This window comes from Tessaracoccus caeni, assembly GCF_029211185.1.
GTDB classification, from domain to species: Bacteria; Actinomycetota; Actinomycetes; order Propionibacteriales; family Propionibacteriaceae; genus Arachnia; species Arachnia caeni.
On record NZ_JARGDO010000004.1, the window covers coordinates 134,072 to 156,455 of the forward strand.

General features: G+C 68.0%; 23 protein-coding genes. 16 read left to right on the forward strand and 7 right to left on the reverse strand.

Features of this window, described 5'->3' with window-relative positions; all coding sequences use genetic code 11:
• Positions 1-18 precede the first annotated feature (18 nt).
• The 4 genes from radA to P0D62_RS05190 form a co-directional block, all read right to left on the reverse strand.
• Positions 19-1,410 carry a DNA repair protein RadA gene (gene radA / locus P0D62_RS05175; protein WP_275701563.1) on the reverse strand — a complete coding sequence of 464 codons (1,392 nt, stop codon included), beginning with the start codon at positions 1,408-1,410 and terminating at the stop codon, positions 19-21.
• Between the two features lie 111 nt (positions 1,411-1,521).
• On the reverse strand, positions 1,522-1,953 hold the full coding sequence (locus P0D62_RS05180) for a type II toxin-antitoxin system PemK/MazF family toxin (RefSeq protein ID WP_319946983.1): 432 nt from the start codon (positions 1,951-1,953) through the stop codon (positions 1,522-1,524).
• Positions 1,856-2,092, reverse strand: coding sequence for a ribbon-helix-helix domain-containing protein (locus P0D62_RS05185; RefSeq protein ID WP_275701565.1), 237 nt, complete (start codon positions 2,090-2,092; stop codon positions 1,856-1,858). The genes P0D62_RS05180 and P0D62_RS05185 overlap by 98 nt, the downstream gene beginning before the upstream one ends.
• A 320-nt stretch (positions 2,093-2,412) precedes the next feature.
• On the reverse strand, positions 2,413-3,048 hold the full coding sequence (locus tag P0D62_RS05190; protein WP_275701566.1) for a VOC family protein: 636 nt from the start codon (positions 3,046-3,048) through the stop codon (positions 2,413-2,415).
• A 98-nt stretch (positions 3,049-3,146) separates the two neighbouring features.
• Here P0D62_RS05190 and P0D62_RS05195 point away from each other — a divergent pair, with 98 nt between their 5' ends.
• The 14 genes from P0D62_RS05195 (at position 3,147) to P0D62_RS05260 (ending at position 15,586) form a co-directional block, all read left to right on the forward strand.
• On the forward strand, positions 3,147-3,950 hold the full coding sequence (locus tag P0D62_RS05195; protein ID WP_275701567.1) for a sugar phosphate isomerase/epimerase family protein: 804 nt from the start codon (positions 3,147-3,149) through the stop codon (positions 3,948-3,950).
• Entirely contained in the window at positions 3,947-4,843 is an 897-nt protein-coding gene (locus P0D62_RS05200) for a proline dehydrogenase family protein (protein WP_275701568.1), read from the forward strand. The genes P0D62_RS05195 and P0D62_RS05200 overlap by 4 nt, the downstream gene beginning before the upstream one ends.
• Positions 4,840-5,640 (forward strand): CPBP family intramembrane glutamic endopeptidase, encoded by an 801-nt coding sequence (locus P0D62_RS05205; protein WP_275701569.1) that lies wholly within the window; start codon positions 4,840-4,842, stop codon positions 5,638-5,640. The genes P0D62_RS05200 and P0D62_RS05205 overlap by 4 nt, the downstream gene beginning before the upstream one ends.
• A 42-nt stretch (positions 5,641-5,682) precedes the next feature.
• Positions 5,683-6,702, forward strand: a complete 1,020-nt coding sequence (locus tag P0D62_RS05210; RefSeq protein ID WP_275701570.1) for an aspartate-semialdehyde dehydrogenase — start codon at positions 5,683-5,685, stop codon at positions 6,700-6,702.
• Positions 6,699-7,484 (forward strand): pyrroline-5-carboxylate reductase, encoded by a 786-nt coding sequence (gene proC, locus P0D62_RS05215; RefSeq protein WP_275701571.1) that lies wholly within the window; start codon positions 6,699-6,701, stop codon positions 7,482-7,484. The genes P0D62_RS05210 and proC overlap by 4 nt, the downstream gene beginning before the upstream one ends.
• 142 nt (positions 7,485-7,626) lie before the next feature.
• On the forward strand, positions 7,627-7,728 hold the full coding sequence (locus tag P0D62_RS05220) for a 30S ribosomal protein bS22 (protein WP_042842924.1): 102 nt from the start codon (positions 7,627-7,629) through the stop codon (positions 7,726-7,728).
• Positions 7,729-7,749: 21 nt separating this feature from the next.
• Positions 7,750-8,046: a glutaredoxin family protein gene (locus P0D62_RS05225; RefSeq protein ID WP_275701572.1), complete on the forward strand. Its 297-nt coding sequence runs from the start codon at positions 7,750-7,752 to the stop codon at positions 8,044-8,046.
• Positions 8,047-8,059: 13 nt separating this feature from the next.
• Positions 8,060-9,610: a uroporphyrinogen-III synthase gene (locus tag P0D62_RS05230; protein WP_275701573.1), complete on the forward strand. Its 1,551-nt coding sequence runs from the start codon at positions 8,060-8,062 to the stop codon at positions 9,608-9,610.
• 49 nt (positions 9,611-9,659) lie between these two features.
• The gene (locus tag P0D62_RS05235) at positions 9,660-10,325 is read left to right on the forward strand and encodes a histidine phosphatase family protein (protein WP_275701574.1); all 666 of its coding nucleotides are present in this window, start codon (positions 9,660-9,662) and stop codon (positions 10,323-10,325) included.
• Entirely contained in the window at positions 10,322-10,891 is a 570-nt protein-coding gene (locus tag P0D62_RS05240; protein ID WP_275701575.1) for a TlpA family protein disulfide reductase, read from the forward strand. Before P0D62_RS05235 ends, P0D62_RS05240 begins: the two co-directional genes overlap by 4 nt.
• Positions 10,888-11,643 carry a cytochrome c biogenesis CcdA family protein gene (locus P0D62_RS05245; RefSeq protein ID WP_406708221.1) on the forward strand — a complete coding sequence of 252 codons (756 nt, stop codon included), beginning with the start codon at positions 10,888-10,890 and terminating at the stop codon, positions 11,641-11,643. The genes P0D62_RS05240 and P0D62_RS05245 overlap by 4 nt, the downstream gene beginning before the upstream one ends.
• Positions 11,640-13,211 carry a cytochrome c biogenesis protein ResB gene (gene resB / locus P0D62_RS05250; RefSeq protein WP_275701576.1) on the forward strand — a complete coding sequence of 524 codons (1,572 nt, stop codon included), beginning with the start codon at positions 11,640-11,642 and terminating at the stop codon, positions 13,209-13,211. Before P0D62_RS05245 ends, resB begins: the two co-directional genes overlap by 4 nt.
• Positions 13,211-14,122, forward strand: coding sequence for a c-type cytochrome biogenesis protein CcsB (gene ccsB, locus P0D62_RS05255; RefSeq protein ID WP_275701577.1), 912 nt, complete (start codon positions 13,211-13,213; stop codon positions 14,120-14,122). Before resB ends, ccsB begins: the two co-directional genes overlap by 1 nt.
• Before the next feature lie 15 nt (positions 14,123-14,137).
• Positions 14,138-15,586 (forward strand): GerMN domain-containing protein, encoded by a 1,449-nt coding sequence (locus tag P0D62_RS05260; protein ID WP_275701578.1) that lies wholly within the window; start codon positions 14,138-14,140, stop codon positions 15,584-15,586.
• 30 nt (positions 15,587-15,616) lie between these two features.
• Here the strand turns inward: P0D62_RS05260 and P0D62_RS05265 are convergent, their stop codons facing one another.
• Complete coding sequence (locus P0D62_RS05265; protein ID WP_275701579.1) at positions 15,617-16,381, reverse strand: SDR family NAD(P)-dependent oxidoreductase; 765 nt, start codon at positions 16,379-16,381, stop codon at positions 15,617-15,619.
• A gap of 55 nt (positions 16,382-16,436) precedes the next feature.
• On the opposite strand from P0D62_RS05265, the gene P0D62_RS05270 reads away from it, so the two are divergent.
• Positions 16,437-17,816, forward strand: coding sequence for a mycothione reductase (locus P0D62_RS05270; protein WP_275701580.1), 1,380 nt, complete (start codon positions 16,437-16,439; stop codon positions 17,814-17,816).
• Between the two features lie 314 nt (positions 17,817-18,130).
• Here the strand turns inward: P0D62_RS05270 and P0D62_RS05275 are convergent, their stop codons facing one another.
• Positions 18,131-19,564 carry a DEAD/DEAH box helicase gene (locus P0D62_RS05275; RefSeq protein ID WP_275701581.1) on the reverse strand — a complete coding sequence of 478 codons (1,434 nt, stop codon included), beginning with the start codon at positions 19,562-19,564 and terminating at the stop codon, positions 18,131-18,133.
• Positions 19,565-20,172: 608 nt separating this feature from the next.
• Positions 20,173-21,009: an aldo/keto reductase gene (locus tag P0D62_RS05280; protein ID WP_275701582.1), complete on the reverse strand. Its 837-nt coding sequence runs from the start codon at positions 21,007-21,009 to the stop codon at positions 20,173-20,175.
• A gap of 269 nt (positions 21,010-21,278) precedes the next feature.
• On the opposite strand from P0D62_RS05280, the gene pstS reads away from it, so the two are divergent.
• Complete coding sequence (pstS, locus tag P0D62_RS05285; RefSeq protein ID WP_275701583.1) at positions 21,279-22,376, forward strand: phosphate ABC transporter substrate-binding protein PstS; 1,098 nt, start codon at positions 21,279-21,281, stop codon at positions 22,374-22,376.
• The last annotated feature ends 8 nt before the right edge of the window (positions 22,377-22,384 follow it).

The following is a 22,384-nucleotide window of genomic DNA, read 5'->3' on the forward strand; positions in this document are numbered from 1 at the left end:
TAGAGCTTAAGGCTTTTCTCAGGTAAGCCTCAGGTTGGGATTGTGTCCGTAGAGCTCTTGGAGAGCACGATCGAGGGTTTCCACCTCCTTCACCACCATGCCGCCGAGGTTGGGAACCTTCACCGTCACGTCGCGCGACCCCTTGGGGATGATCGCCAGCCGGAAGCCCAACCGCGCGGCTTCCGCGAGACGTCGTTCGACGCCGGGCGTCCGGCGGAGGTCTCCGGCGAGACCCACCTCGCCGAGAGCGACGGTGCGCGTCTGGAAGTTCCAGTCGCCGAGCGCGGAGGTGACGGCGAGCGCTGCCGCCAGATCGACGGAGGGATCGCTCAACCGGGCCCCGCCGACCGTGGAGGCGTAGACGTCTTTGCCGCCGAGCTTCAGCCCGCACCGGCGTTCCAGCACCGCGAGGATCATCGAGATCCGCGACGAGTCCAGCCCATGGGTGGCGCGGCGTGGGTTGGTGGGATTGGTGGCGTCGGCCACCAGGGCCTGCACCTCGGACAGCAACGGGCGCCGGCCCTCGAGCGTGACGGTGACACAGGTGCCCGTCGTGGGCTCGGACCTGGTGCTGAGGAAAATCCCCGAAGGGTCCGGCACCTCGACGATGCCGTGCTCGCTCATCTCGAAGCAGCCCACCTCGTCGGCCGGCCCGAAGCGGTTCTTGGTGGCGCGGACCATGCGGAAGCCGGAGTGTCGGTCTCCTTCGAAGGTGAGCACCACGTCGACCAGGTGCTCCATGGTGCGCGGGCCCGCGATGGCCCCGTCCTTTGTGACGTGGCCGACGATGATCACTGGCAGATGGTGGGCTTTGGCCATCCGGGCCAGCGCCGCCGTGACCTCACGCACCTGGGTGGTGCCGCCTGGCATGCCGTCGGTTTCGGAGGTGGCGATGGTCTGCACCGAGTCGACCACCAGCAGCGTGGGCCTGATCCGTTCGACGTGGCCCAGCACGGTGCCGAGATCTGTCTCGGCCGCCAGGTACAGCGCGGGCGCCATGGCTTTGGTGCGCTCCGCACGCAGCCGCACCTGGGAGGCCGACTCTTCGCCGGAGATGTAGAGCGTCGTGCGATCGGAGGACGCCCACTTGGCCGCCACGTCGAGCAGCAGCGTGGATTTGCCGACGCCCGGCTCACCGGCCAGCAGCACCACCGCGCCCGGGACTAGCCCGTCGCCCAGCACGCGGTCGAGCTCCTTGATGTTGGTGCGCTGTCGTTTGGCTGAGTCTGCCGGCACCTCGGTGATCGGCACCGCGTCGACCGATGGCGCGATGGAGGTGACCGTCGCCAGCTTGGGCGCCCCACGCTCGACGACGCTGCCCCAGGCCTGGCACTCACCGCACCGGCCGACCCACCGCGTGCTGGTCCAGCCGCATTCGGTGCACTGATACGAGTCCTGCTTCTTAGCCACGCTCTGAGGCTACTGGGTGCCTCCGACAGTCAAGGCTGCTCGACCGGTTCAGGGTCTGCTTCTTCGGGCGAGCGAGGCCCGTGACAGGGGCAGCTGCTGACAACGGGTTGGCTATAGCGCGAGGTGAATCAGGAGTGCCTCGTCGACCTCTGTCATCAGGTATGGGGGGACTTTGCCTACGACGGCGCCGAGGCGTGTGACGTCGACAGAGCGGATCTGCTCTGCCTGTGCTTTTGAATCCAACGGAAGCCCGGTCTCTTCGGCAGACAAGACGACCTGAAAGGGATAGACCTTGGCGGTGTTGCTGGTGATCGGAATGATCGTTACCACCCCACGCCCGGCGCGGTCGGAGGCGGTGTTGGCGCGGTCGTTGCTCACGATGAGGCAAGGGCGAAGTTTGTTCGCTTCGCTGCCTCTCGTCGGGTCTAGGTCGCAGAGACGAATCTCACCCCTGAGCATGCGTGATCCCGTCGCCAACGGTGGTTTCCCAGAGTTCCGCGTCGTCGGATTGTGCCCATTCGTCCCACGCAGCCAGGTAATCATCGCCCAGGCCTGGGTCGCCGAGAAGACGGATAGCGCGCTGGATGACGGCGGAACGCGACGTGGTTCCCGTGGCCTTCATGTATCGGTCAAGGATTGCGACATCTCTGTCCGCGAGGCTGACGCTTAGTTTCACAGTCATGCTACCAAGGTACTACCCAAATGCTACCAATGCTGACCCGTTCCTGCCCTCGTGCTGAAATAAAACTGGCTGTGCGGGGGTGATCTGTGCGTATTGCACAGATCACCCCCGCACAGCCAGTTAGAGATTCCGCAAGTAGGTGGTGCCGTAGCGAGGACGTGCTGGATGGATGAGCTGGCAAGGCGAAGAACGAAACTGCCATCGGGTCATGCCAGTGAGTTCGACAACGAAGCCAGGTCGCCATCCAGTGCGCCGCAGTAGGTGCCACCTACTTGCGGGATCTCTTATATGCGCGGCACCTCGACGATGGGGCCTGCTGATCAGATGGTGACGAGGCCCTTGGCGGTCTCGAAGGTGACGGTGTTGATGCCGGGCTGCCCGTTGGGGGAGACCAGCTTCAGTGCGACGCCGTCCAGCGAGTCGGCGACGGGGTGGGCCAGCCACTCGGAGAGGCGGTCGGCGGAGCCGCTGATCTCGATCTCCTTGAGGGCCACGCTGCCGGACAGGGCGGCGGGCAGCAGGGAGGCGTCAGACTTCCATTGCAGGAAGTAGGGCAGCTGCGGATCGGCCATCAGACCCTTGATGCCGATCTGCACCCATTCGAGGCGACGACCGTCGGGGAACTGGCGAGAGCCCGGAACCGAGGCGCGGCCGAGGCGCTCCTCGTAGGGGGCGATGTCGTCGACGCTCACCGCCCAGCCCATCCAGCCGCCGCCCATCTCGGAGCGGGCGCGCACGGCCTTTCCGAACATGGCCTGATCCGCGACGGGATGATCCAGCACTTCGACCACCTCGACGTAGCGGTGGCCCGCCAGCGGGATGATGTGGTTGCGGGTGCCGAACCGCGGATGGAACCCGCCGTTCTTGTACTCCGTGCCCAGGGCGTCGGCCAACCTCTCAGCGTCGGCTTGGAGGCCCTGGGGTCCCGTGGCAAAGATGAGGTGATCGACGAACATGGCGCAATTGTCCCTCGTCAAGGGGCCAATGCGCTAATCGAGTGCAAAGCCCTGCGCAGCTTCCCGTGTTCTCGTGGGGAAGCGTCTAATCTGGGAACGTGTCAGTTGCGAAGATCGGTCTTTCGACCACGGCGGTCTATCCGGAGGCCACCGCGAGTGCGTTCGAGCTGGCGGCATCCCTGGGCTTCGACGGCGTGGAGTTGATGGTCGCGGTGGACGCGATCTCGCAGGACGTCGATGCCATCGAGAAGCTGAGTCAGTACCACCAGGTGCCGGTGCTGTCGGTGCACGCCCCGGTGCTGTTGGTCTCGCAAGCCACCTGGGGCACCGACCCCTGGGAGAAGCTACGACGCTCCGCAGAGGCCGCGACGCGGCTGGGAGCCGACGTCGTCGTCGTGCATCCGCCGTTCCGATGGCAACGCAACTACGGTGCGGCCTTCGTCGAGGGCATCAGAAGGCTCAATGCAGAGACCGAGGTCACCTTCGCCGTCGAGAACATGTTCCCCTGGCGGTCCGCGGGACGGGCCTTCCAGGCGTACCTCCCGCACTGGGATCCCACCGACATCGACTACGACTACCTCACCCTCGATCTCTCGCACGCCGCGACGTCCGGTTGCCAGTCGCTGGATCTGGTGAAGAAGTGGGGAGACCGGCTGCGTCACGTCCACCTCACCGACGGCACGTCGTCGTTCAAGGACGACCACCTGATGCCCGGTGAAGGCAATCAGCAGGCGTGGGAGGTGGTCGAGGAACTCGGCCGACGCGGCTTCGACGGGCACATCGTGCTCGAGGTGGTCACCCGGCGCGCCAAGTCGCGCCACGAACGCGAGACGCTGCTGGCCGAGTCTTTGGCCGGAACCCGCCGGGCCTATGAGCAGGGCCTCGCCGCGAGGATCCGATGACGGCATCGGAACGCGTCGTCCGGCGCATCGTCGGGGCGAAGCGCATGCAGCGTGCGGCGCTGCTCTCCGGTGCGGTGGAGGAATTCGCCTCCGCCTATGTCGGGGGAGACAACGCCATCGATGCGGCGCGCACCGCGCGGAGGTTGCAGGGCTTCGGCTTGCTGACCGGTTTCGCTTACCTTCCGAGCGACGACGACGTGGAATCGCTCGATCGGCTGGCCGAGCTGCTGGGAGAACTGGGCGATCTCGCCCGGTCATCCGAGATCAACGTCAAGCCGCACACCCTGGGCCGTGACGCCGCGGCGCGCGCCCGGCTGCGTCAGCTGTGCGAAGGGGCGGAGGCCGTGGGAGCGGTGGTGACCCTCGAGATGCAGGGCTTCTCGCGCTACGCCGAGACACTGCGTCTCTGGCGCGATGTGCGTGAGGACCACCGCGATCTGGGCATCACCGTGCCGGCCGAGATCCGCAGGGCCGAGGCGGACTGCCGCGAACTCGCGATGGAAGCGGCCCGAGTCCGGCTGTGCGTCGGCGCCCATCCGGTGCCGCGTGCCGAGGGCATCCACGGCGAGCATCAGAAGGCCCGCGCTCTGGTGCGCTGCCTGCGGATCGTCATGGAGACCGGCGGCTACGCGATGCTCGCGTCGCATCACCCGACGGTGGTGGCGATCGCGCAGGAGCTGGCCCGACGAAACGGCCTCGGCAAAGACGGATTCGAGTTCCAGATGTTCCACGGCATCAGGCCGCTGGAGCAGCGTCGGCTCGTCGACATCGGCTATCGGGCCCGCACCTACGTGCCCTTTGGGCCGGGCTGGTTCGAACACCTCACCACCAGGGTCGCCGTGCGTCCGCGCACCGCCTACCCCTACCTGCAAGCCGTGATGGACAAGCGGTGAGCGCCCCGCTGGTGGCACCGCCGCCGGTGGAGTCCGCGGTGCGGCGCACGCTCGGCGTCGAGATCTGGGTGGTGCTGGGCATCTCGCTGGGTCAGTCTGCGGTCTACGCGGTGCTGTCGATCATCAATAAGCTCACCTACGAGGTGCCGCTGCGCCAGCAGACCACCGCGATGAACCGCTCCACGACGCCCGACCGGCCGTGGCTGGACCTGGCCTACCAGCTGGCGGGCACGCTGTTTCCGCTCATGCCCGCCGTGCTCGTGCTGTATCTGCTCTGGGCCGTGTATCGCCCGGAGGGCGGCCCATTCCGCTCGATGGGCTTCGATCTGACGCGCAAGCGCTATGACCTCGGCGTCGGTTTCGGCGTCTTCGCGGGCATCGGTGTGGTCGGCATCGCGTTCTACGTCTTTGCGGTGTTGGCCGGCATCAACACCAGCGTCAGCCCGGCCAATCTCACGGCGGCCTGGTGGACGGTGCCCATCCTGATCCTGCGCGCCGCCATGAACGGGATCCTCGAAGAGGTGGTCATGCTGGGCTACCTGTTCACCCGGTGGGCTCAGCGCGGGGGACAGGCCTGGCAGATCCTGGTGATCAGCGCCGTCGTGCGTGGCGGCTACCACCTCTACCAGGGCTTCGGTGGCTTCATCGGCAACCTGGTGATGGGTCTCGTGTTCGGCTGGATCTACCTCAAGACCAAGCGTGTGATGCCGCTGGTGATCGCCCACACCTTGATGGACGTGGTGGCCTTCCTCGGCTATCCGCTGCTGCTGATCCTGGTGCCGCAGCTGGCCGCGTAAACACGATCGGGACTTTGGGCGGTGAACTACTAAGCTGGCCCCATGCGTGTTGGAGTGTTTGGGGCCACCGGCCAGGTGGGCGGCGTGATGCGTCGTCTGCTCGCCGAGCGTGGCTATCCCGTCGATCAGATCCGGTACTTCGCCTCGTCGCGGTCGGCCGGTAAGAAGCTGCCCTGGGGCGACGAGGAGGTCGTGGTCGAGGACATCGCCACCGCCGACTTCTCCGGCCTCGACGTGGCGCTGTTCTCCGCTGGCGGCTCCACCTCCAAGCAGTACGCGCCCAAGGTCGCCGAGGCCGGCGCCACCGTCGTCGACAACTCCTCGGCCTGGCGGATGGACGACCGGGTGCCGCTGATCGTCTCCGAGGTGAACCCGGGCGACGTCGCCAAGGCGGAGCTCGGCATCATCGCCAACCCCAACTGCACCACCATGGCCGCCATGCCGGTGCTGAAGCCGCTGCATGATGCGGCCGGGCTGGAATCGCTGCAGGTCACCACCTTCCAGGCCGTCTCCGGCTCCGGCCTCGCCGGCGTCGAGGCGTTGGCCACCCAGCTGGGCGAGATCGAGGATCCGCGCGTGCTGGCCCACGACGGCTCGGTCTTCCAGCCTGCCAGCACGGCGCCCTACGTGGCCCCGATCGCCTACGACGTGGTGCCGCTGGCCGGCAGCATCGTCGACGACGGCGAGGGCGAGACCGACGAAGAGAAGAAGCTGCGCAACGAGTCGCGCAAGATCCTGCACCTGCCGGAGCTGCTGGTGGCGGGCACGTGTGTGCGGGTTCCGGTGTTCAGCGGGCATTCGCTGGCCATCCATGCGCGCTTCGCCAACGACATCACCCCGGATCAGGCGCGCGAGGTGCTCGCCGGTGCCTCGGGGGTCGAACTGGCCGACGTGCCGACGCCGTTGCGCGCGGCGGGTGCCGATCCCAGCTTCGTCGGCCGGATCCGGCAAGACCAGTCGGTGCCGGGAAAGCGCGGCCTCGTGCTCTTCCTGAGTAACGACAACCTGCGCAAGGGCGCCGCCCTGAACGCCATCCAGATCGCAGAACTGCTGGTCCGATGAAGCTCGCGATCTTGGGCGTGGGCGCCATGGGCGAGGCGCTGGTCTCCGGCTGGGTCGCTGCCGGCCAGGAGCCCGCGCAGATCCTCGCCGTCGACGCGCACCAAGCCAGGCTCGCGGAGATGCACGAGCGCTACGGCGTGACGCCGGCCACCGCCGCTGAGGCTGCCGACGCCGACGTCGTGGTGATCGCGGTCAAGCCGCACCACGTCGCCGGTGCGCTCAAGGAGCTGGCCGGTATGCGTCCGGGCTCGGTGGTGGTCTCGATCGCTGCCGGCGTCACCGTGGCCGCGCTGGAGAGCGGTGTCGCCGACGGTGTCGCCGTGGTGCGGGTCATGCCGAACACCCCGGCGCTGGTGGGGCAGGGCATGGCCGGGGTCGTCCCCGGCTCGAAGGCCGACGACGGGCACGTCTCGACGGTCGTCGCGCTGATGGAGGCCGTCGGCCGGGTGATCGTGATCGAGGAATATCAGATCGATGCACTGACCGCGCTGTCCGGCTCCGGCCCCGCCTACCTGTTCTACGTCGCGGAGGCCATGATCGAGGCGGGCGTGCATCTGGGCCTCACCCGCGTGCAGGCCACCGAGCTGGTGAACCAGACGATCCTCGGCTCCGGCACCATGCTGGTGCAGTCGGGCCGGTCTGCCACTCAGCTGAGGGAGATGGTGACCTCGCCGGCGGGCACCACCGCCGCCGCGCTGCGCACCCTCGACGAGCGCTCCGTGCGCGCCGCGTTCCTGGCGGCGGCCGAAGCATGCCGCGATCGCGCCGTCGAGATGTCCTGATACCGCTGCAGGTCTCCGCGGCGGCCGTCAACTGGTCGCCGCGGGGGCCTGCGGGTTACTATTGGTCGTCTGGGTGCCCACGTGGCCCCTTCGATTCACACCCCATCCTCGGGAAACGCTCCCGGGCTACGAAAGGCGAACTGTGGGTTCTGTCATCAAGAAGCGTCGCAAGCGCATGGCCAAGAAGAAGCACCGCAAGCTGCTGAAGCGCACTCGCATCCAGCGCCGTCGCGCCGGCAAGTAGTCGTTGTAGCTGGCCACTGTAGTGACGCCACCCACTCGCGTGGTTCTGCTCACTCGCACGGGTTGCCATCTGTGTGAGTCGGCGCAGGATCTCATCGAGCGGGTCTGTGCAGACCGACACATCGGCTGGCGCGCCATCGACATCGACAGCGACCAGGAGTTGGCATCCCGATACACCGACCACGTTCCGGTGGTCTTCGTGGATGGCAGACTTCACGGGTATTGGTTCGTCGACGAGGATGCGCTTCGGCGTGAGATCGACACCAGCCACCCGGCGCCGATGGACGATGGGTGGCGCCCCGTGACGAACCAGGGATGAACCGGGAGTTGAGTTGAGCGAGTCTGACGTCCAGCTAGGATCCGTCACCTTCGTCGGATCCGGTCCCAGCGACCTCGGGTTGCTGACCCTGTCGGGCGCCCGCGCGCTCGGCCAAGCCGATGTGGTCGTGACCGATCCGTCCATTGACGCGGAGGAGCTGACCGAGCACACCGCCGCGCATGCGACGGTGGAGGTGGTGGGCGACGACGAGCTGAACCAGCTCTTGTCGCCGGCTCGCGACGGGCTCACCGTGGTCCGGATCGGCAGCTTCGACGAGTTCACCCTCCCCACGGGCGACGCGTTCTCCTCCTTGCTGGAGATCGACGGCGTGCGCGTCAATGTGGTGCCCGGCATCAGTCGCTGGAGCGCCGCTCTCACCTACGGTGCCGTCCGGGCCGAAGGCAGTCTGGCCGCCATGGAATGCGGCAGCCAGGTACCGGCCATCGACGAGTGGCCCAGCGCGGAGACGCTGGTGCTGCGCACCTCCGGGCGCAACCTTCCGCAGGTCGCGGCCCAAGCCATCCATCGTTACGGCGCCACCGGCCAGGTGCTGCAGGTCTGCAAGGTGGCCACCACGTCGCAGTCCAGCGACACCTTGACCTGGCGCGAGGTGAAGGCGGTGGAGGATCCGGAGGTCTTCCTCATCGTCGGGCCGCATATCGAGAGCCATCGTCGCGCCAAGGTCTCCTGGTTCGAGAACAAGCCGCTGTTCAACTGGCGCCTCCTCATCCCGCGCACCAAGGACGACCTGGGCCAGCTCGTGGATCAGCTCGCCGGCTTCGGCGCGAAGTCGGAGATCGTCGCCACCTTGTCCATCGAGCCGCCCCGCACCGAGCAGGGCATGGAACGCGCCGTGCGCGGTCTGGTCGACGGGCGCTATCTCTGGCTCGTCCTCACTTCGCCGCACTCCGTCGGCGCGATCGCCGAGCGTCTGCGCGAGTACGGACTGGACTCCCGCGCGCTGTCCGGTGTGTCGCTGGCTGCCGTCGGGCGTGGCACGGCGGAGGCGCTCCTGGAACTCGGCCTGATGCCCGACCTGGTGCCGGTGATGGACAACACCGTCGGCGGCCTCGCCAACGAGTTCCCCTCCTACGACGAACTCCTCGATCCGCTCAATCGCGTGCTCGTGCCCAGCGCCGACGTCTCGGTGGAGGCCCTCGTCGAGGGGCTGGGGCGGCTCGGCTGGGAGGTCGAGGACGTCACGGCCTACCGCACCGTGCGCGCCGCGCCGCCGCCCGCGGAGGTGCGAGCCGACATCAAGACCGGCATGTTCGACGCCGCGGTGTTCACCTCGGCCACGGCGGTGCGCAACATGATCGGCATCGCGGGCAAGCCTCATGCGGCCACCCTGGTGGCGGCGATCGGTCCCGCCACCGCTGCTGCGTGCGAGATGCACGGCCTGAAGGTCGACGTCATCGCGAAGGCGCCCACCTACGAGGCCCTCGCCGAGTCCCTGGCGGCCTTCGCCGACAAGCGACGCGAGGCTCAGAATGCGGCCGGTTTGCCCACACTTCGCCCCTCGCAACGCAAGCGTCGCCGTCGCCGCACGCCGTCGGCTTCCTGACCGTCCGCGACGAGATTGGCTCTTTCACGAGATGCCGTACGGTAGGGGCATGACTGCTGCCGAAGACGTCCGGCTCGTCCACGTGATGCGCCATGGCCAAGTGCACAACCCTGGTGGTGTGCTGTACGGCCGCATCGAGGGTTTCGGCTTGTCGAACCTCGGCCACGAGATGGCCTGGCGGATGGGTCAGTACTGGGCCGAGACGCCGCTCACCCATCTGCGATGTTCTCCGCTGCAACGCGCGCAGGAGACGTTGGAGCCCACGGCGGCCCGTCACGCGCATCTCGAGATCACCACCGACGAGCGGGTGATCGAGGCCGCCAACCAGTTCGAGGGCATGGTCTTCGGCAGTGGCAACAAGGCGCTGCGCGACCCCAAGATGTTCTGGCACATGCGCAATCCGCTGAAGCCCAGTTGGGGCGAGCCCTATACCGAGGTCGCCACGCGGATGGAGGCTGCGATCCTGGACGCCGCCCGCGACGCAGGGGAGGGCGGGCAGGCGCTCGTCGTGTCTCATCAGCTGCCCATCTGGATCGCCCGGAGCGCAGCAGAGGGCCGTCCCTTCGCCCATGATCCGCGGCGCCGCGAGTGCACGCTGTGTTCGGTGACCAGCTTCACGGTGCGCGATGGGCTGATCACCGCGGTGAGCTATGCCGAGCCCGTGGCGGATCTTCTGCCGGTCAAGCGGGGCCGCAAGTTCAAGGTGGGCACGTGAGGCTGCGCTGGACGAGCGCGGTCCTGGCCGCGTCGCTGGTCTTGACGGCGTGCGGGGGTTCCGGCAAGGACGACATCGCGGATCAGTCGGCCGGCTACCAGGCCGGCGACGGCACGATGACCGTTCTCGCGGTGGACGACCGGACCGAGGCGCCCGAGCTGGCCGGCCCGCTGCTCGGCGGCGGCGAGCTGTCCACCGCCGACTACGCGGGCAAGATCATGGTGCTGAACGTCTGGGGATCCTGGTGCCCGCCCTGCCGGTCCGAGGCGCCCGACCTGGTGGCGGCCGCGGAGGAGTTGGGCGACCGCGCGCAGTTCATCGGGATCAACACCCGAGACCTCGACGCCGCCCCCGCAGAGGCCTTCGTGCGCGCCTTCGAGGTGCCTTACCCCAATCTCTTCGACCCGGACGGCGAGCTGCTTCTCGGGTTCGGGCAGCTGCCGCCCAAGGCGATTCCGAGCACGGTCATCATCGACGGCGAGGGCCGGGTCGCGGCACGGGTGCTGGGTGAAGTCGACAAAGCGACTCTGGTGGGCCTGGTTTCCGACATCGAGGGCGGCGAATGATCCTGCTCGAGGGCTGGACCGATGCCGCGCTGACCTCGTCGTTGCTGATCGCGATCCCCGTCGCGATGCTCGCCGGGATGGTGTCCTTCGCGTCGCCGTGCGTGCTGCCGCTGCTGCCCGGCTACCTGAGCTACGCCTCGGGGCTGGGAGCCGCCGAGATCGCGGAGGGCCGGGGGTCGCGTCGTCTGCTGGTGGGCGGAACGATCGGCTTCGTGTTGGGCTTCTCCGTCGTCTTCGTGCTGACCGGAGCGGTGCTCGGGGGCCTCGGCGCCGTGCTCCTCCAGCACCAACGACTGATCACGATCGCGATGGGGCTGCTCATCCTGGTGCTGGGGGCCGGGTTCGCCGGATGGCTGCCGATGCCGTCGGGATGGCGTCCGACGATGACGCCGACCCTCGGCGTGTGGGCGTCGCCCTTGCTCGGACTGGTCTTCGGCCTCGGCTGGACCCCGTGCATCGGGCCGGCGCTGTCGGTGGTGCTGAGCATGGCCATCAACGAAGGATCGGCGGTGCGTGGCGGGATCCTCGCGTTCGCCTACGCCCTGGGGCTCGGGCTGCCGTTCGTCGCCTTTGCGGCGGCGTTCAGGTCGCTCGCCCCCAAGCTCGGCTGGATGCGCACGCACCAGAGGACGATTCAACGCATCGGGGGAGTGACGATGATGCTGGTGGGGCTGGCCATGGTGGTCGGTTGGTGGGACGCGCTGGTCGCGATCCTGCGGCAGTGGGCGGCGAGCTTCGGGACGATCCTATGAGCCCGCGCGCGGCCCGCTCCGAGGAGGCGTCGGCGCTCAGCTTCGTCCAGACGCTGCGCTGGATGTGGGCCCAGCTCACCAGCATGCGCACGGCGCTGGTGCTGCTGTTCCTGCTGGCGCTGGCGTCGATTCCCGGGTCGATGATCCCGCAGACGCATATCTCGGCGATCACCGTCAGCGACTTCCAGGCGGAGCATCCAGGATGGAACCGGATCCTCGAGCCGCTCGGCATGTACGACGTCTATGCCAGCCCGTGGTTCTCGGCCACCTATCTGCTGTTGTTCGTCTCGCTGGCGGGCTGCATCGTGCCGCGCATCGGCAAGTACGCCCGCGACCTGCGCAAGCAGCCGCCGCGCCTGCCCAAGCGCGTGGAACGCCTGCCGGAGCACGCGGAGGCCGAGGCGGTCTTCGGCGCGTCCGTCACCTTGGACCGCGCGGAGCAGTGGCTGGCGTCCAAGCGCTATCGGATCCGGCGCACCGACGAGGGCATCTCCGCGGAGCGCGGCTACCTGCGCGAACTGGGCAACCTGGTGTTCCACATCAGCCTCATCGTGGTGCTGACCGGCCTGGCCTGGAGCAACCTCTGGGGCTTCAGCGGCACCGTCGTGGTGGTGGAGGGACGCGGTTTCAGCAACGTGATCACGCAGTACGACGACTTCACCACCGGCGCCATGGCCGACACCGATCAGCTGGAGCCCTTCTCGGTCTCGCTCGAGTCCTTCAGGGCCGAGTTCGAGACGGGCGACGTGCAGCGCGGAGCCGCCCGGGTGTTCGACGCGGCGATGAAGGTCACCGAGAACGGTGAGACCCGCGACCACCTGCTCACCGTCAACGAACCGATCCTGACCAGCGGCGGCACCCAGGTGAACCTGCAAGGACACGGATACGCGCCGGTCTTCACGGTCTACGACGGCAACGGGGATGTGGCCTTCTCCGGCCCCGTGGTCACCCTTCCCCAGGATGGCAACTTCGCTTCCGTCGGCGTGATCAAGGCCAACGACGGCCGACCGGAGCGCTTGGCCTTCGAGATCTTCTTCTTCCCCACCGCGGTGCTCGACCAGACGGGCCCGCACTCCGTATTCCCTGACGCGCTCAACCCAGAGGTCTACCTGAACGCGTGGCACGGACCGCCCCGCCAGGAGACCGGTGAGCCGGAGTCCGTCTACCGGCTCAACGCCGTCGGCCTCGAGCCCGTGCTCGGGGACGACGAGCAGGTGTTCCGTGCGGCCATGAAGCCCGGGGCCAGCATGACCCTTCCCGACGGGCTCGGCGCGCTCAGCTTCGACGGCTACTCCCGCTGGATCAAGCTGCAGATCAGCCAGACACCCGGCACGGTACTGTCCCTGATCGCGGTGCTGGTGGGCGTCGCGGGGCTGTGCCTGTCGCTCTACGTCCGGCCGCGCCGGCTCTTCCTTCGGCTGACCGAGGGGGGCGTCGTGGTCGGCGGCCTGGACCGCACGGACGTCGCCAGCGGCCTGGCCGAAGAAGTGGATGGACTCTGCAAGGCGGCTACCGGCTATGGTGACGACGTAGCGTCGTCTCGTACCTCGACCACGAAGGAGAGTTGATGACCGTATCCGAGTTGTCGGACCTGGCGATCGTGCTGGCCACCAACGGTTACCTGATCGCTTTCGTGCTGCACACCGTCGAATGGTCGAGAGCAAGGGGGCTGGGGGCGGAACGTCTCGAGGACGGTTCCGAGGACAAGGTGCGGATCTCGGTGGATCTGTTCGGCCGGCTGGCGCTGGCGTTGACGGTGGTGGCCTTCGTCGCCCACCTCGTGGGCGTGGTGCTGCGGGGCGTCGCGGCCCACCGGATGCCCTGGGGCAACATGTATGAGTTCTCCACCACCTCCCTGGGCTTCCTCGTGCTGATCTACCTGGTCTGCGCGCTCCGGTTGGGGATGCGATGGCTCGGGTTGGGCGTGACCTTGATCGTGACGATCTTCATGGGGCTCGCGGTGACGGTGTTCTACGTGGACGTGGCTCCGCTGGTGCCTGCGCTGCATTCGGTGTGGTTCATCGTGCACATCGTGCTCGCCACCATTGCTGGCGCGGGCTTCAACGTCGCCGCGGTGGCCTCGGTGCTCTATCTGCTGCGCCGCTCGGCAGAGGAGAAGGCCGAGGCGAGCGGCGGCCAGGTGACGGGCTTCCTCGCCCGGGTGCCGTCGTCGTCGAGGCTGGATCTGGTCGCCTACCGGCTGCACGCCTTCGGGTTCCCGCTGTGGACCTTCGCCGTCGTCGCCGGCGCGGTGTGGGCGCAGTACGCGTGGGGCCGATTCTGGGACTGGGATCCCAAGGAGACCTGGTCGTTCGTGACCTGGGTGATCTACGCGGCCTATCTGCACGCCCGCCTGACGGCCGGGTGGCGCGGACGGCCCGCCGCCTACATCGCCCTCATCGGCGTCGCCTCGTTCTGGTGGAACTTCGTCGGCGTCAACCTCCTCATGAACGGGATGCACTCGTACTCCGGGATCTAGCCCGGAACAACGGGAATGACGGTCATGCCGGAGGAGTCGACGCAGTGGCTCGTTGAGCTGCACGAGCAGCAGGGCTCGAGCACGCTCTACCGGCTCGCGGTGATGCTGGGAGCCGGCGAGCGGGCGAAAGAGGTCGTGCACACGTGCTTCTTCGCGCTGCATCGCCGGGGACACCGGGTGATCGACCCCAACGAGCGCATCGAGTTCCTGCAGGAGAACGTCGTCCATCAAGCCCGAGCCGTTCGCGGGGTGGAGGGAACGATCGCGCTGCCGCCCGACAAGGACGGCGAGTACGGCCGGATCCTCGACGTCATCCGGGCGCTTCCGCTGCACCTCTCCGAGCACTTGATCGTCAGCCACTATCTGACCCGTTTCGGGCCCGAGCTGGCCAGCATCATGCGGATGACGCTGCGACGAAGCAACCGCCGTCTGGAGACGGCCCTCATGACGGTGCATCAGGCGTTGGGGGCGACGGGCAGCCTGGAGGCCACCGCGGAGGAGGTGATGGCGGCGCTGCAATCGTGCGCGCGCACCATCCAAGCCCCGCAGACCGATGAGTTTGAGGCGGAGCTGGCGGCCTTGCCGCCCAGGCAGCGGCTCAGGGTGTCCATCGGCGCCCTGGTGGTCATCGCGATGCTCGCGCTCGCGCTGGGTTTCACCGTCGCGACGATGACCCGCGCCATCATCCCCAGGCAAGAGGAGACCAGCCCCGAGCAGCCCACCGCCTCGGCCTCACCCGGAGAACACGCTCTTCCAGCCCTGGTGCTGGGAGTGCCCGTCTACTACGTCGGACGCAGCGACGGCCTGCTGTATCCCGAGTCGCGGGATCTGCCGTCGTCGGGGCAACTCGTCCGGTCGGCGCTGGAGGCCGTTTTCGCGCTGGCGCCGATGGATCCGGATCTGCGCTCGGCATGGTCGCCGGGACAGCTGCTGAGCGTCGACGTGCAAGGCTCCTATCTGACGGTGGACCTGTCGTCGTCGGCCTACGAGTCGCTGTCGGGGGAGGATGCCGCGCAGGCGATCGATCAGGTGGTCTACACAGCCAACAATCTGGTGGGTGTGCCAGGGCTGCGCGTGCGGTTCCTGGCCGACGGCGGACCGCCCCCGTCGCCCTTCGATCAGGCGGAAGGCTACGCCACTTATGGTCTGACGCCGATCGCTCCGGTGCGGATCATGTCGCCGAAGAACCTCGCGCAGTACCCGGCAGGCGACATCCAGATCCGGGGCGAAGTGCATCCGGTCTACAGCAGGCCGCAGGTCGCGATCACCGACACCCGCAAGGGCCAGGTCGTCCTCCAGAAGCGGGCGGATCGCAGCAAGCAGCCCAACCGTCAAGGATGGTACGAGTGGACGCTGACGGTGAGTCTGCCGCCCGGCGACTACGACATCACCGTCGCCGCCGGCAACGAGACCAAGAACAGCGCGTCCTCCTTCGAGGAGAACAAGCTGATCCACGTGGAGTAGCGCGTCCGCTGGAATCCGTCTCCGCAGTTTTTAGCCTCCCGCGATCCGCCTCGCCAGCTTCACGGTGAGCCAGGTGGGTGCGAATCGAGTGGCGAAGGCCAGCAGTTTGTTGTTCCACCCGTCGATCACGTAGGGCTGGTGAGCCGCGAGAGCCTTGAAGCTGCTGGCGATCACCTGCTCCGGGGTGCGCCGCCAGCGCATCACCTTGTCGTTGCCGGCGTTGCTGAAGAACTCGGTCTGCGTCGGCCCTGGGCACACGGCGAGCACGCGCACGCCGGTGACGTGCAGCTCATCCCAGAGCGCCAGGCTGAGGCGCAGCACGTAGGCCTTGGTGGCGGCATAGACGGCCATGGTGGGAATCGGTTGGAACGCCCCGGTGCTGGCGACGTTGATCACCGCCCCCCGGCCGTGCACCAGCATGCGGCCCAGGACGACGTGGGTGAGTTCGGTCAGCGCGGCGGCGTTGAGCTCGATCTCGGAGAGCAGGCGCTTCCGGTCGAGGCTGTCGAAGTCGCCGATCGACCCGAAACCGGCGTTGTTCACCAAGGTGTGCACCTCGAGCTCCGACAGCTCGTCGGCGAGGACAGTGCGCTGGGCGGGGTCGGCGAGGTCGGTCTGGCGCACCTCTACCCGCACGCCGTGGGTGCTCCTCAGCTGCTCGGCATGCTCCTCGAGCTTGTCGAGGCTGCGCGCGACGAGGATCAGATTGGAGCCCTGGCTGGCGAGATGCGACGCGAAGTGCGCGCCCAATCCCGAGGAGGCTCCGGTGACGACGGCCCATGTGGTGGTCTGCATGGCGTCCAGCGTATCCGGAACCTCTGACGAGGGAGGCTCTACTAGGATGGCCGACATGCAGCATTTCGACCTGGCTGTCATCGGCTCCGGCACTGGCAACTCGCTGATCGACGAACGTTTCGCCGACATGAAGATCGCGCTGATCGAGCGCGATCCCGTCTTCGGCGGCACCTGTCTCAACCGCGGGTGCATTCCCACCAAGATGTTCGTGCTGCCCGCGGACCTCGCTCGGAGCCCCGAGCAGGCGCATCGGCTCGGCGTCGACCTCGCCTTCAACGGCGCCGACTGGCCGTCGATCCGCGACCGCATCTTCGGCCGGATCGACCCGATCTCCCAAGGCGGCCTGGCGTGGCGGGTGCAGAGCGACAACGTCACCGTCTTCCAGGAGGAAGCCAGCTTCATCGATCCGCACACGCTCCAGGCGGGCGAGGGACGGATCACCGCCGACCGCATCGTCATCGCGACGGGGTCGCGCCCGCGCCTGCTCGACGTGCCTGGTGCCGAGGAGATGGCGGCGTTCCTGCACACCTCCGATGACATCATGCGGATGGACGAGTTGCCCGAGCGCCTCGTCATCCTGGGCGGCGGCTACATCGCGGCCGAGTTCGCCCACATCTTCTCCGCGCTGGGCAGCGAAGTGACGTTGATCAACCGCTCCGACGTGCTGCTGCGCCATCAAGACCGCGAGGTGGCCGGCCATTTCCAGGAGATCCTCGGGCGCACGGTGAAGGTGCGGCTCAACCAGAAGGTCGCGGCCTTCGAGCCTGGCTCAGCCGGCGACATTCAGGTGGTGACCACCGATCGCAACGGCGTCGAGTACATCTACTTCGCCGACGCGGTGCTGCAGGCCGTCGGACGCGTGCGCAACTCCGACGCGTTGAACCTGGAGGCTGCCGGCGTCGAGGTGAAGCCCGACGGTCAGATCCGGGTGGACAGCACCCAGCACACCGCGGTGCCGCACATCTTCGCGATGGGTGACGTGTCGTCGGACTACCTGCTCAAGCACGTCGCCAACGCCGAGCTGCGCACGGTCCAGCACAACCTGCTGCATCCGGACGATCTCCGCGAGACCGACCATCGCTACGTGCCCGCCGCGGTCTTCGCCGATCCGCAGCTGGCCTGCGTCGGTGCCACCGAGGAGCAGCTGAAGGAGTGGGGCGTCGACTACGTCTCCGCCACCCAGCGCTACGGGGACGTGGCCTACGGCTGGGCGTTGGAGGACAAGGACCACTTCGTGAAGCTCCTGGCCGACCCCCGCACCCACCATCTGCTGGGGGCGCACATCATGGGACCGCAGGCCTCGACGCTCATCCAGCCGCTGATCCAGGCCATGAGCTTCCACCTGACCGTCGACGAGATGGCTCGCGGCCAGTACTGGATCCACCCGGCCTTGCCCGAGGTGGTCGAAAACGCCCTGCTCCAGCTCTTCCCGTAGGCGCCCGCCCACGTCACGCTCTCCTCGAGGCTCCGCTGCGCTCCGCACCTCGAAGAGCGTCATGTGTTCCTCGCCCGGCGCCTTCGCACCTCGGAGGGCGTCACCATCACGGTCTTTGAGGTGCGAGGCCGTCCGCGGCCGAGCCTCGAAAAGACCCAGAGCGAGAATCCGCAGGAACCCAGCCATCAGCCTCTGCGCACAGTCGCGCTCTTTCGAGGCTCAGGATGGGGGCTCGTTGCGGGTGCTGAGGAGCGAGGTACGAGCGTCTCGAAGTGCGCCCCGGCGCCTCCGTACCTCGAAGAGGGTCACTGGGTTCAGCGACCCCGGCGGTTGGCCCTGGAGAAGTCGGCGGCGCTGTGGGCCGGGGCGGTGCCGTGACCGGAGTGCGGCCGGGCCTGGGCAGTGGCGGGTGCCTTCGGGCCGCGTCGAGACGACGAACGCCGACCGGAACCGGGCTGCCGGTTCTGGCCCTGCTGCTGGCCCGAACCCGTCGCCGGCTTCGCCTTGGGCTTGGAGGAGCGCTGCGGCTGGGGCTGCTTGGGCTGCACGCCGGCCAGTTCGGCGGCGTCGGTGGAGCTGAGGAAGGTGCGCTCGCCGGGGGCGATGCTGGTCAGGATGTCCGCTCCGGGGCCGGCCTTGGTGAAGGTCGGCCGGATCTTGGCTTGGCGCAGCAGCGACTGTACATCGGCGCGCTGCGCGGGCAGCTCCAAGGTGACGACGGTGCCCTCGGCCCCGGCGCGGGCCGTGCGGCCCGAGCGGTGCAGGTAAGCCTTGTGCTCCACCGGCGGGTCGGCGTGCACCACCAGCGACACGTCGTCGACGTGGATGCCACGGGCGGCGATGTCGGTGGCCACCAGCGTGCTGACGCGGCCCGAATGGAACGCATCCAGGTTGCGGGTGCGGGCGTTCTGGCTGAGGTTGCCGTGCAGATCCACCGCCGGCACGCCCAGGCTGACCAGCTGCTTGGCGAGCTTCTTGGCGCCGTGCTTGGTGCGGGTGAACACGATGGTGTTGCCGGGAGCGGCGGCCAGTTCAGCCACCACCTGAGTGCGGTCGTCCGCGGCGACGCGCAGCACATGGTGCGACATCGTCGAGACGGGGGAGTGGGCGGAATCGGCCTCGTGCGTGACGGGGTCGTGCAGGAACTGCTTCACCAGGGTGGAGACGCCGGCATCCAGCGTCGCCGAGAACAGCATCCGCTGCCCGTCCTGTGGAGTGGCCTGCAGGATGCGGCGAACGCTGGGCAGGAAGCCCATGTCGGCCATGTGGTCGGCCTCGTCGATGATGGTGATCTCGACGGAGCCCAGGTGGACGAGCCCCTGGTTCATCAGGTCGAGCAGGCGTCCGGGGCAGGCGATGAGCACGTCGACGCCCTTGGCCAAGGCCTTGGCTTGAGGGTTCTGGTTCACGCCGCCGAACACGACGGTGGAGGTCAGGCGGGCCGCGCCCTCAAGAGTGGCCAGCGACTCGTGGATCTGCGCTGCGAGCTCGCGCGTGGGCGCCAGCACCAGGGACCGCGCCCGCTTCGGCTGACGGCGGGTGCCGCTCTGAGTCAGCCGAGTGACCAGCGGCAGCAGGAAGGCGAAGGTCTTGCCGGAGCCGGTGCGGCCGCGGCCGAGCACGTCGCGCCCGGCGAGGGAGTCGGGCAGGGTCGCCGCCTGGATGGGCGTCGGGGCGGTGATCCCGCGTTGTGCGAGAGCGGAGACGAAGGGGGAGGGCACGCCGAGTTGGGCGAAATCGAGTGTCAAAGGGGTTCCTGTTCTAAAGGAGCTGCTGGTCGGTCATATGCCGAGTGAGGACGTGCCCGGCGGCGTGAGACACGGGCCTTGGATCTGTGTGATCAGTGGCCGAATGTCGTGGGCCGCACGCCGGGTGCGCCGGGGCCGGTACAGGACTGGCGAGCGCTTTCCTCGAGACGAACTCGGCCCACTCTACCCTGATCCACGCCAAATCCCGCTTTTCACCGTGAGAGGGAAGTGCACCAGACCTGCGGCCGAAGAACCGAGTCGTGTGGAGGATCACGCTCTTCGAGGTGCGGAGCGCAGCGGAGCCTCGAGGAGAGCCAGCTGGCAGCCGAACGCGTAGTCGTGTGGAGGATGGGGTCCGCGAGTGGGTTTGGTGGGCGTAAAAGCCGTGAGCCCGCGCGAAGCGCCGGAACACGGCCGGTGGCGGGCACTTCGAGGCTCGCTTCGCTCGCACCTCAGCAACCGCGACCCCATCCGTAACACAACGCACCCACCCACCGAAACCCGACCACAAGCCCCCAGACACCGTCACGCTCTCCTCGAGGCTCGGCCGCGGGCGGCCTCGCACCTCGAAGAGCGTCAGGAGGGCACCTCGACGAGCGTGAGCGGGGTTACATTTCTTCGTGGGTGCGTGGGTCGGCACCGAAGAGGCGGCCGTCGGGGCGGCCGAGGGCCGTGATGGCGGCGACCTCGTCGTCGGTCAAGCGGATCGACGCTGCGGCGAGGTTGGAAGCCTGGTGCTGGGGCTGGGCGGCCTTCGGGATGGCGACGCTGCCCCGGGTGGCGTGCCAGGCCAGCACCACCTGCACGGGGGTGATCTCGCGGGCCGCGGCGATCTCGACGATGACCGGTTCGGCCAGCACGTCGCCCGCCCGGCCGAGCGGGCTCCAGGCCTCGGTGATGATGCCCCTCTCACGGTTGTAGGCGAGGGCCTCCTCCTGCGGGAAGTACGGGTGCAGCTCGATCTGGTTCACCACGGGGCGCACTCCGGTCGCGTCCTCGATCCGTTCGAGATGCTCGGGGAGGAAGTTGGAGACGCCGATCTGCGCCACCTGGTTCTTCTCGCGCGATTCGATGAGCGCCTCCCACGCCTCGACGTACCGGTCGACGCTGGGGTTAGGCCAGTGGATCAGCATGAGATCCAGCACTCGCACCCCCAGCCGCAGCCGGCTCTCCTGAACGGCGATGAGCGCCCTCTTGTGCTCGTGGTGGCGTCCGGCCAGCTTCGAGGTGAGGATGAGCCGGTTGTTCTCCACCGACGAGCGGCCCACGCCGAAGCCCACCGCGCCCTCGTTCTCGTAGTTGAAGGCGCTGTCGATCAGCCGATAGCCGGCCTCGATGGCCGACTTCACGGAGGCGGCGCCGGCCAGCCCACGCAGGTTGTAGGTGCCCAGTCCTTGGACCGGAAGGGCGAATCCGTTGTGTGCGACGAACGGCGAGTCGACCATGACTTCTCCTTGTGCTTCCAGTTGCGTCTCTGCAGTTGGCGTTGACGACAAACCTAGCGCCTACCGGGCCGCGGTCCCGCATGGGTTCGCCCACAGCTCGAAGCGTCGACGGGGCGATGGCCTGTCCGAGCACAACTCATGCATCGTTCACCGCGCGTTAACCACCGCCGGAACGACGCGTTACCTCGCCTCCGTAGCGTCGCCGACGTGAGGCCGAAAGGCTCCGGGGCCATCCGGCCCGATCAACCATTGTGGAAGGTGTTCCTTACATGAAGCTTCGTCTGACTGCGGCCGCCGGCCTGAGCGCCGCACTTCTGCTGACGGCCTGCGCGGCGAACGAGATTCCTGCCCAGCAGGGCTCCGAGACCCCCGGCACCTCCGGCGAGTCCGCCTCGGCTCTGAGCGGCACGCTCGCCGGCAAGGGCGCGTCGTCGGCTAAGGTCGCCCAGGAGACCTGGATCGCGGCCTTCCAGACCGCCAACACCGGCGTCACCATCAACTACGCGCCCGACGGTTCGGGCTCCGGCCGTGAGGCCTTCCAGCAGGGCGGCGCCGACTTCGCCGGCTCCGACCGCGCCTTCAAGATCGAGGAGAACGTCGCCGGCTCCTTCGCGGGCTGCGCCGACGCCTCGGCCGCCATCGACGTGCCGATCTACGTCTCGCCGATCGCCGTCATCTTCAACCTCGAGGGCGTCGACGAGCTCAACCTCACCCCTGAGCTGGTCGCGAAGATCTTCCGTGGTGACGTCGCGAACTGGAACGATCCGGCGATCGCCGCGCTCAACCCGGGCGTGACCTTCCCCGATCTCGCCATCACCGCGGTGCACCGCTCCGACAAGTCGGGCACCACCGAGAACTTCACCGACTACCTGTCCGTCGCCGCCGCAGGCACCTGGACCGACGAGCCGGCCGAGGAGTGGGCGCTCCAGGGCGGCGAGGCCGCCAAGGGTACTGCCGGCGTCGTGGCTGCGGTCACCGGAGGCTCGGGCACCATCGGCTACGCCGACGCCTCGCAGGCCGGCACCGCCAAGATCGCCAAGATCGGTGCGGAGGGCGCCTTCGCCGCTCCGACGCCGGAGGCTGTGATGCAGGCGCTCGAGGCCTCCCCGCTGGAGGAGGGTCGCGCCGACAACGACATCGCGATCGCTCTCGACCGTTCCGCCCAGGGCTACCCGCTGGTGCTGGTGTCCTACGGCATCGCGTGTGCCGAGTACAAGGACGCCACGCAGGGCGAGCTGGTGAAGCAGTACTTCACCTACCTCACCTCCGAGGATGGCCAGAACGCCGCCGCGGAGTCCGCCGGCTCCACCCCGCTCAGCCCCACGCTGCGCGAGCAGGTGCAGGCCGCGATCGCGACCATCAAGTGATCTCTGGG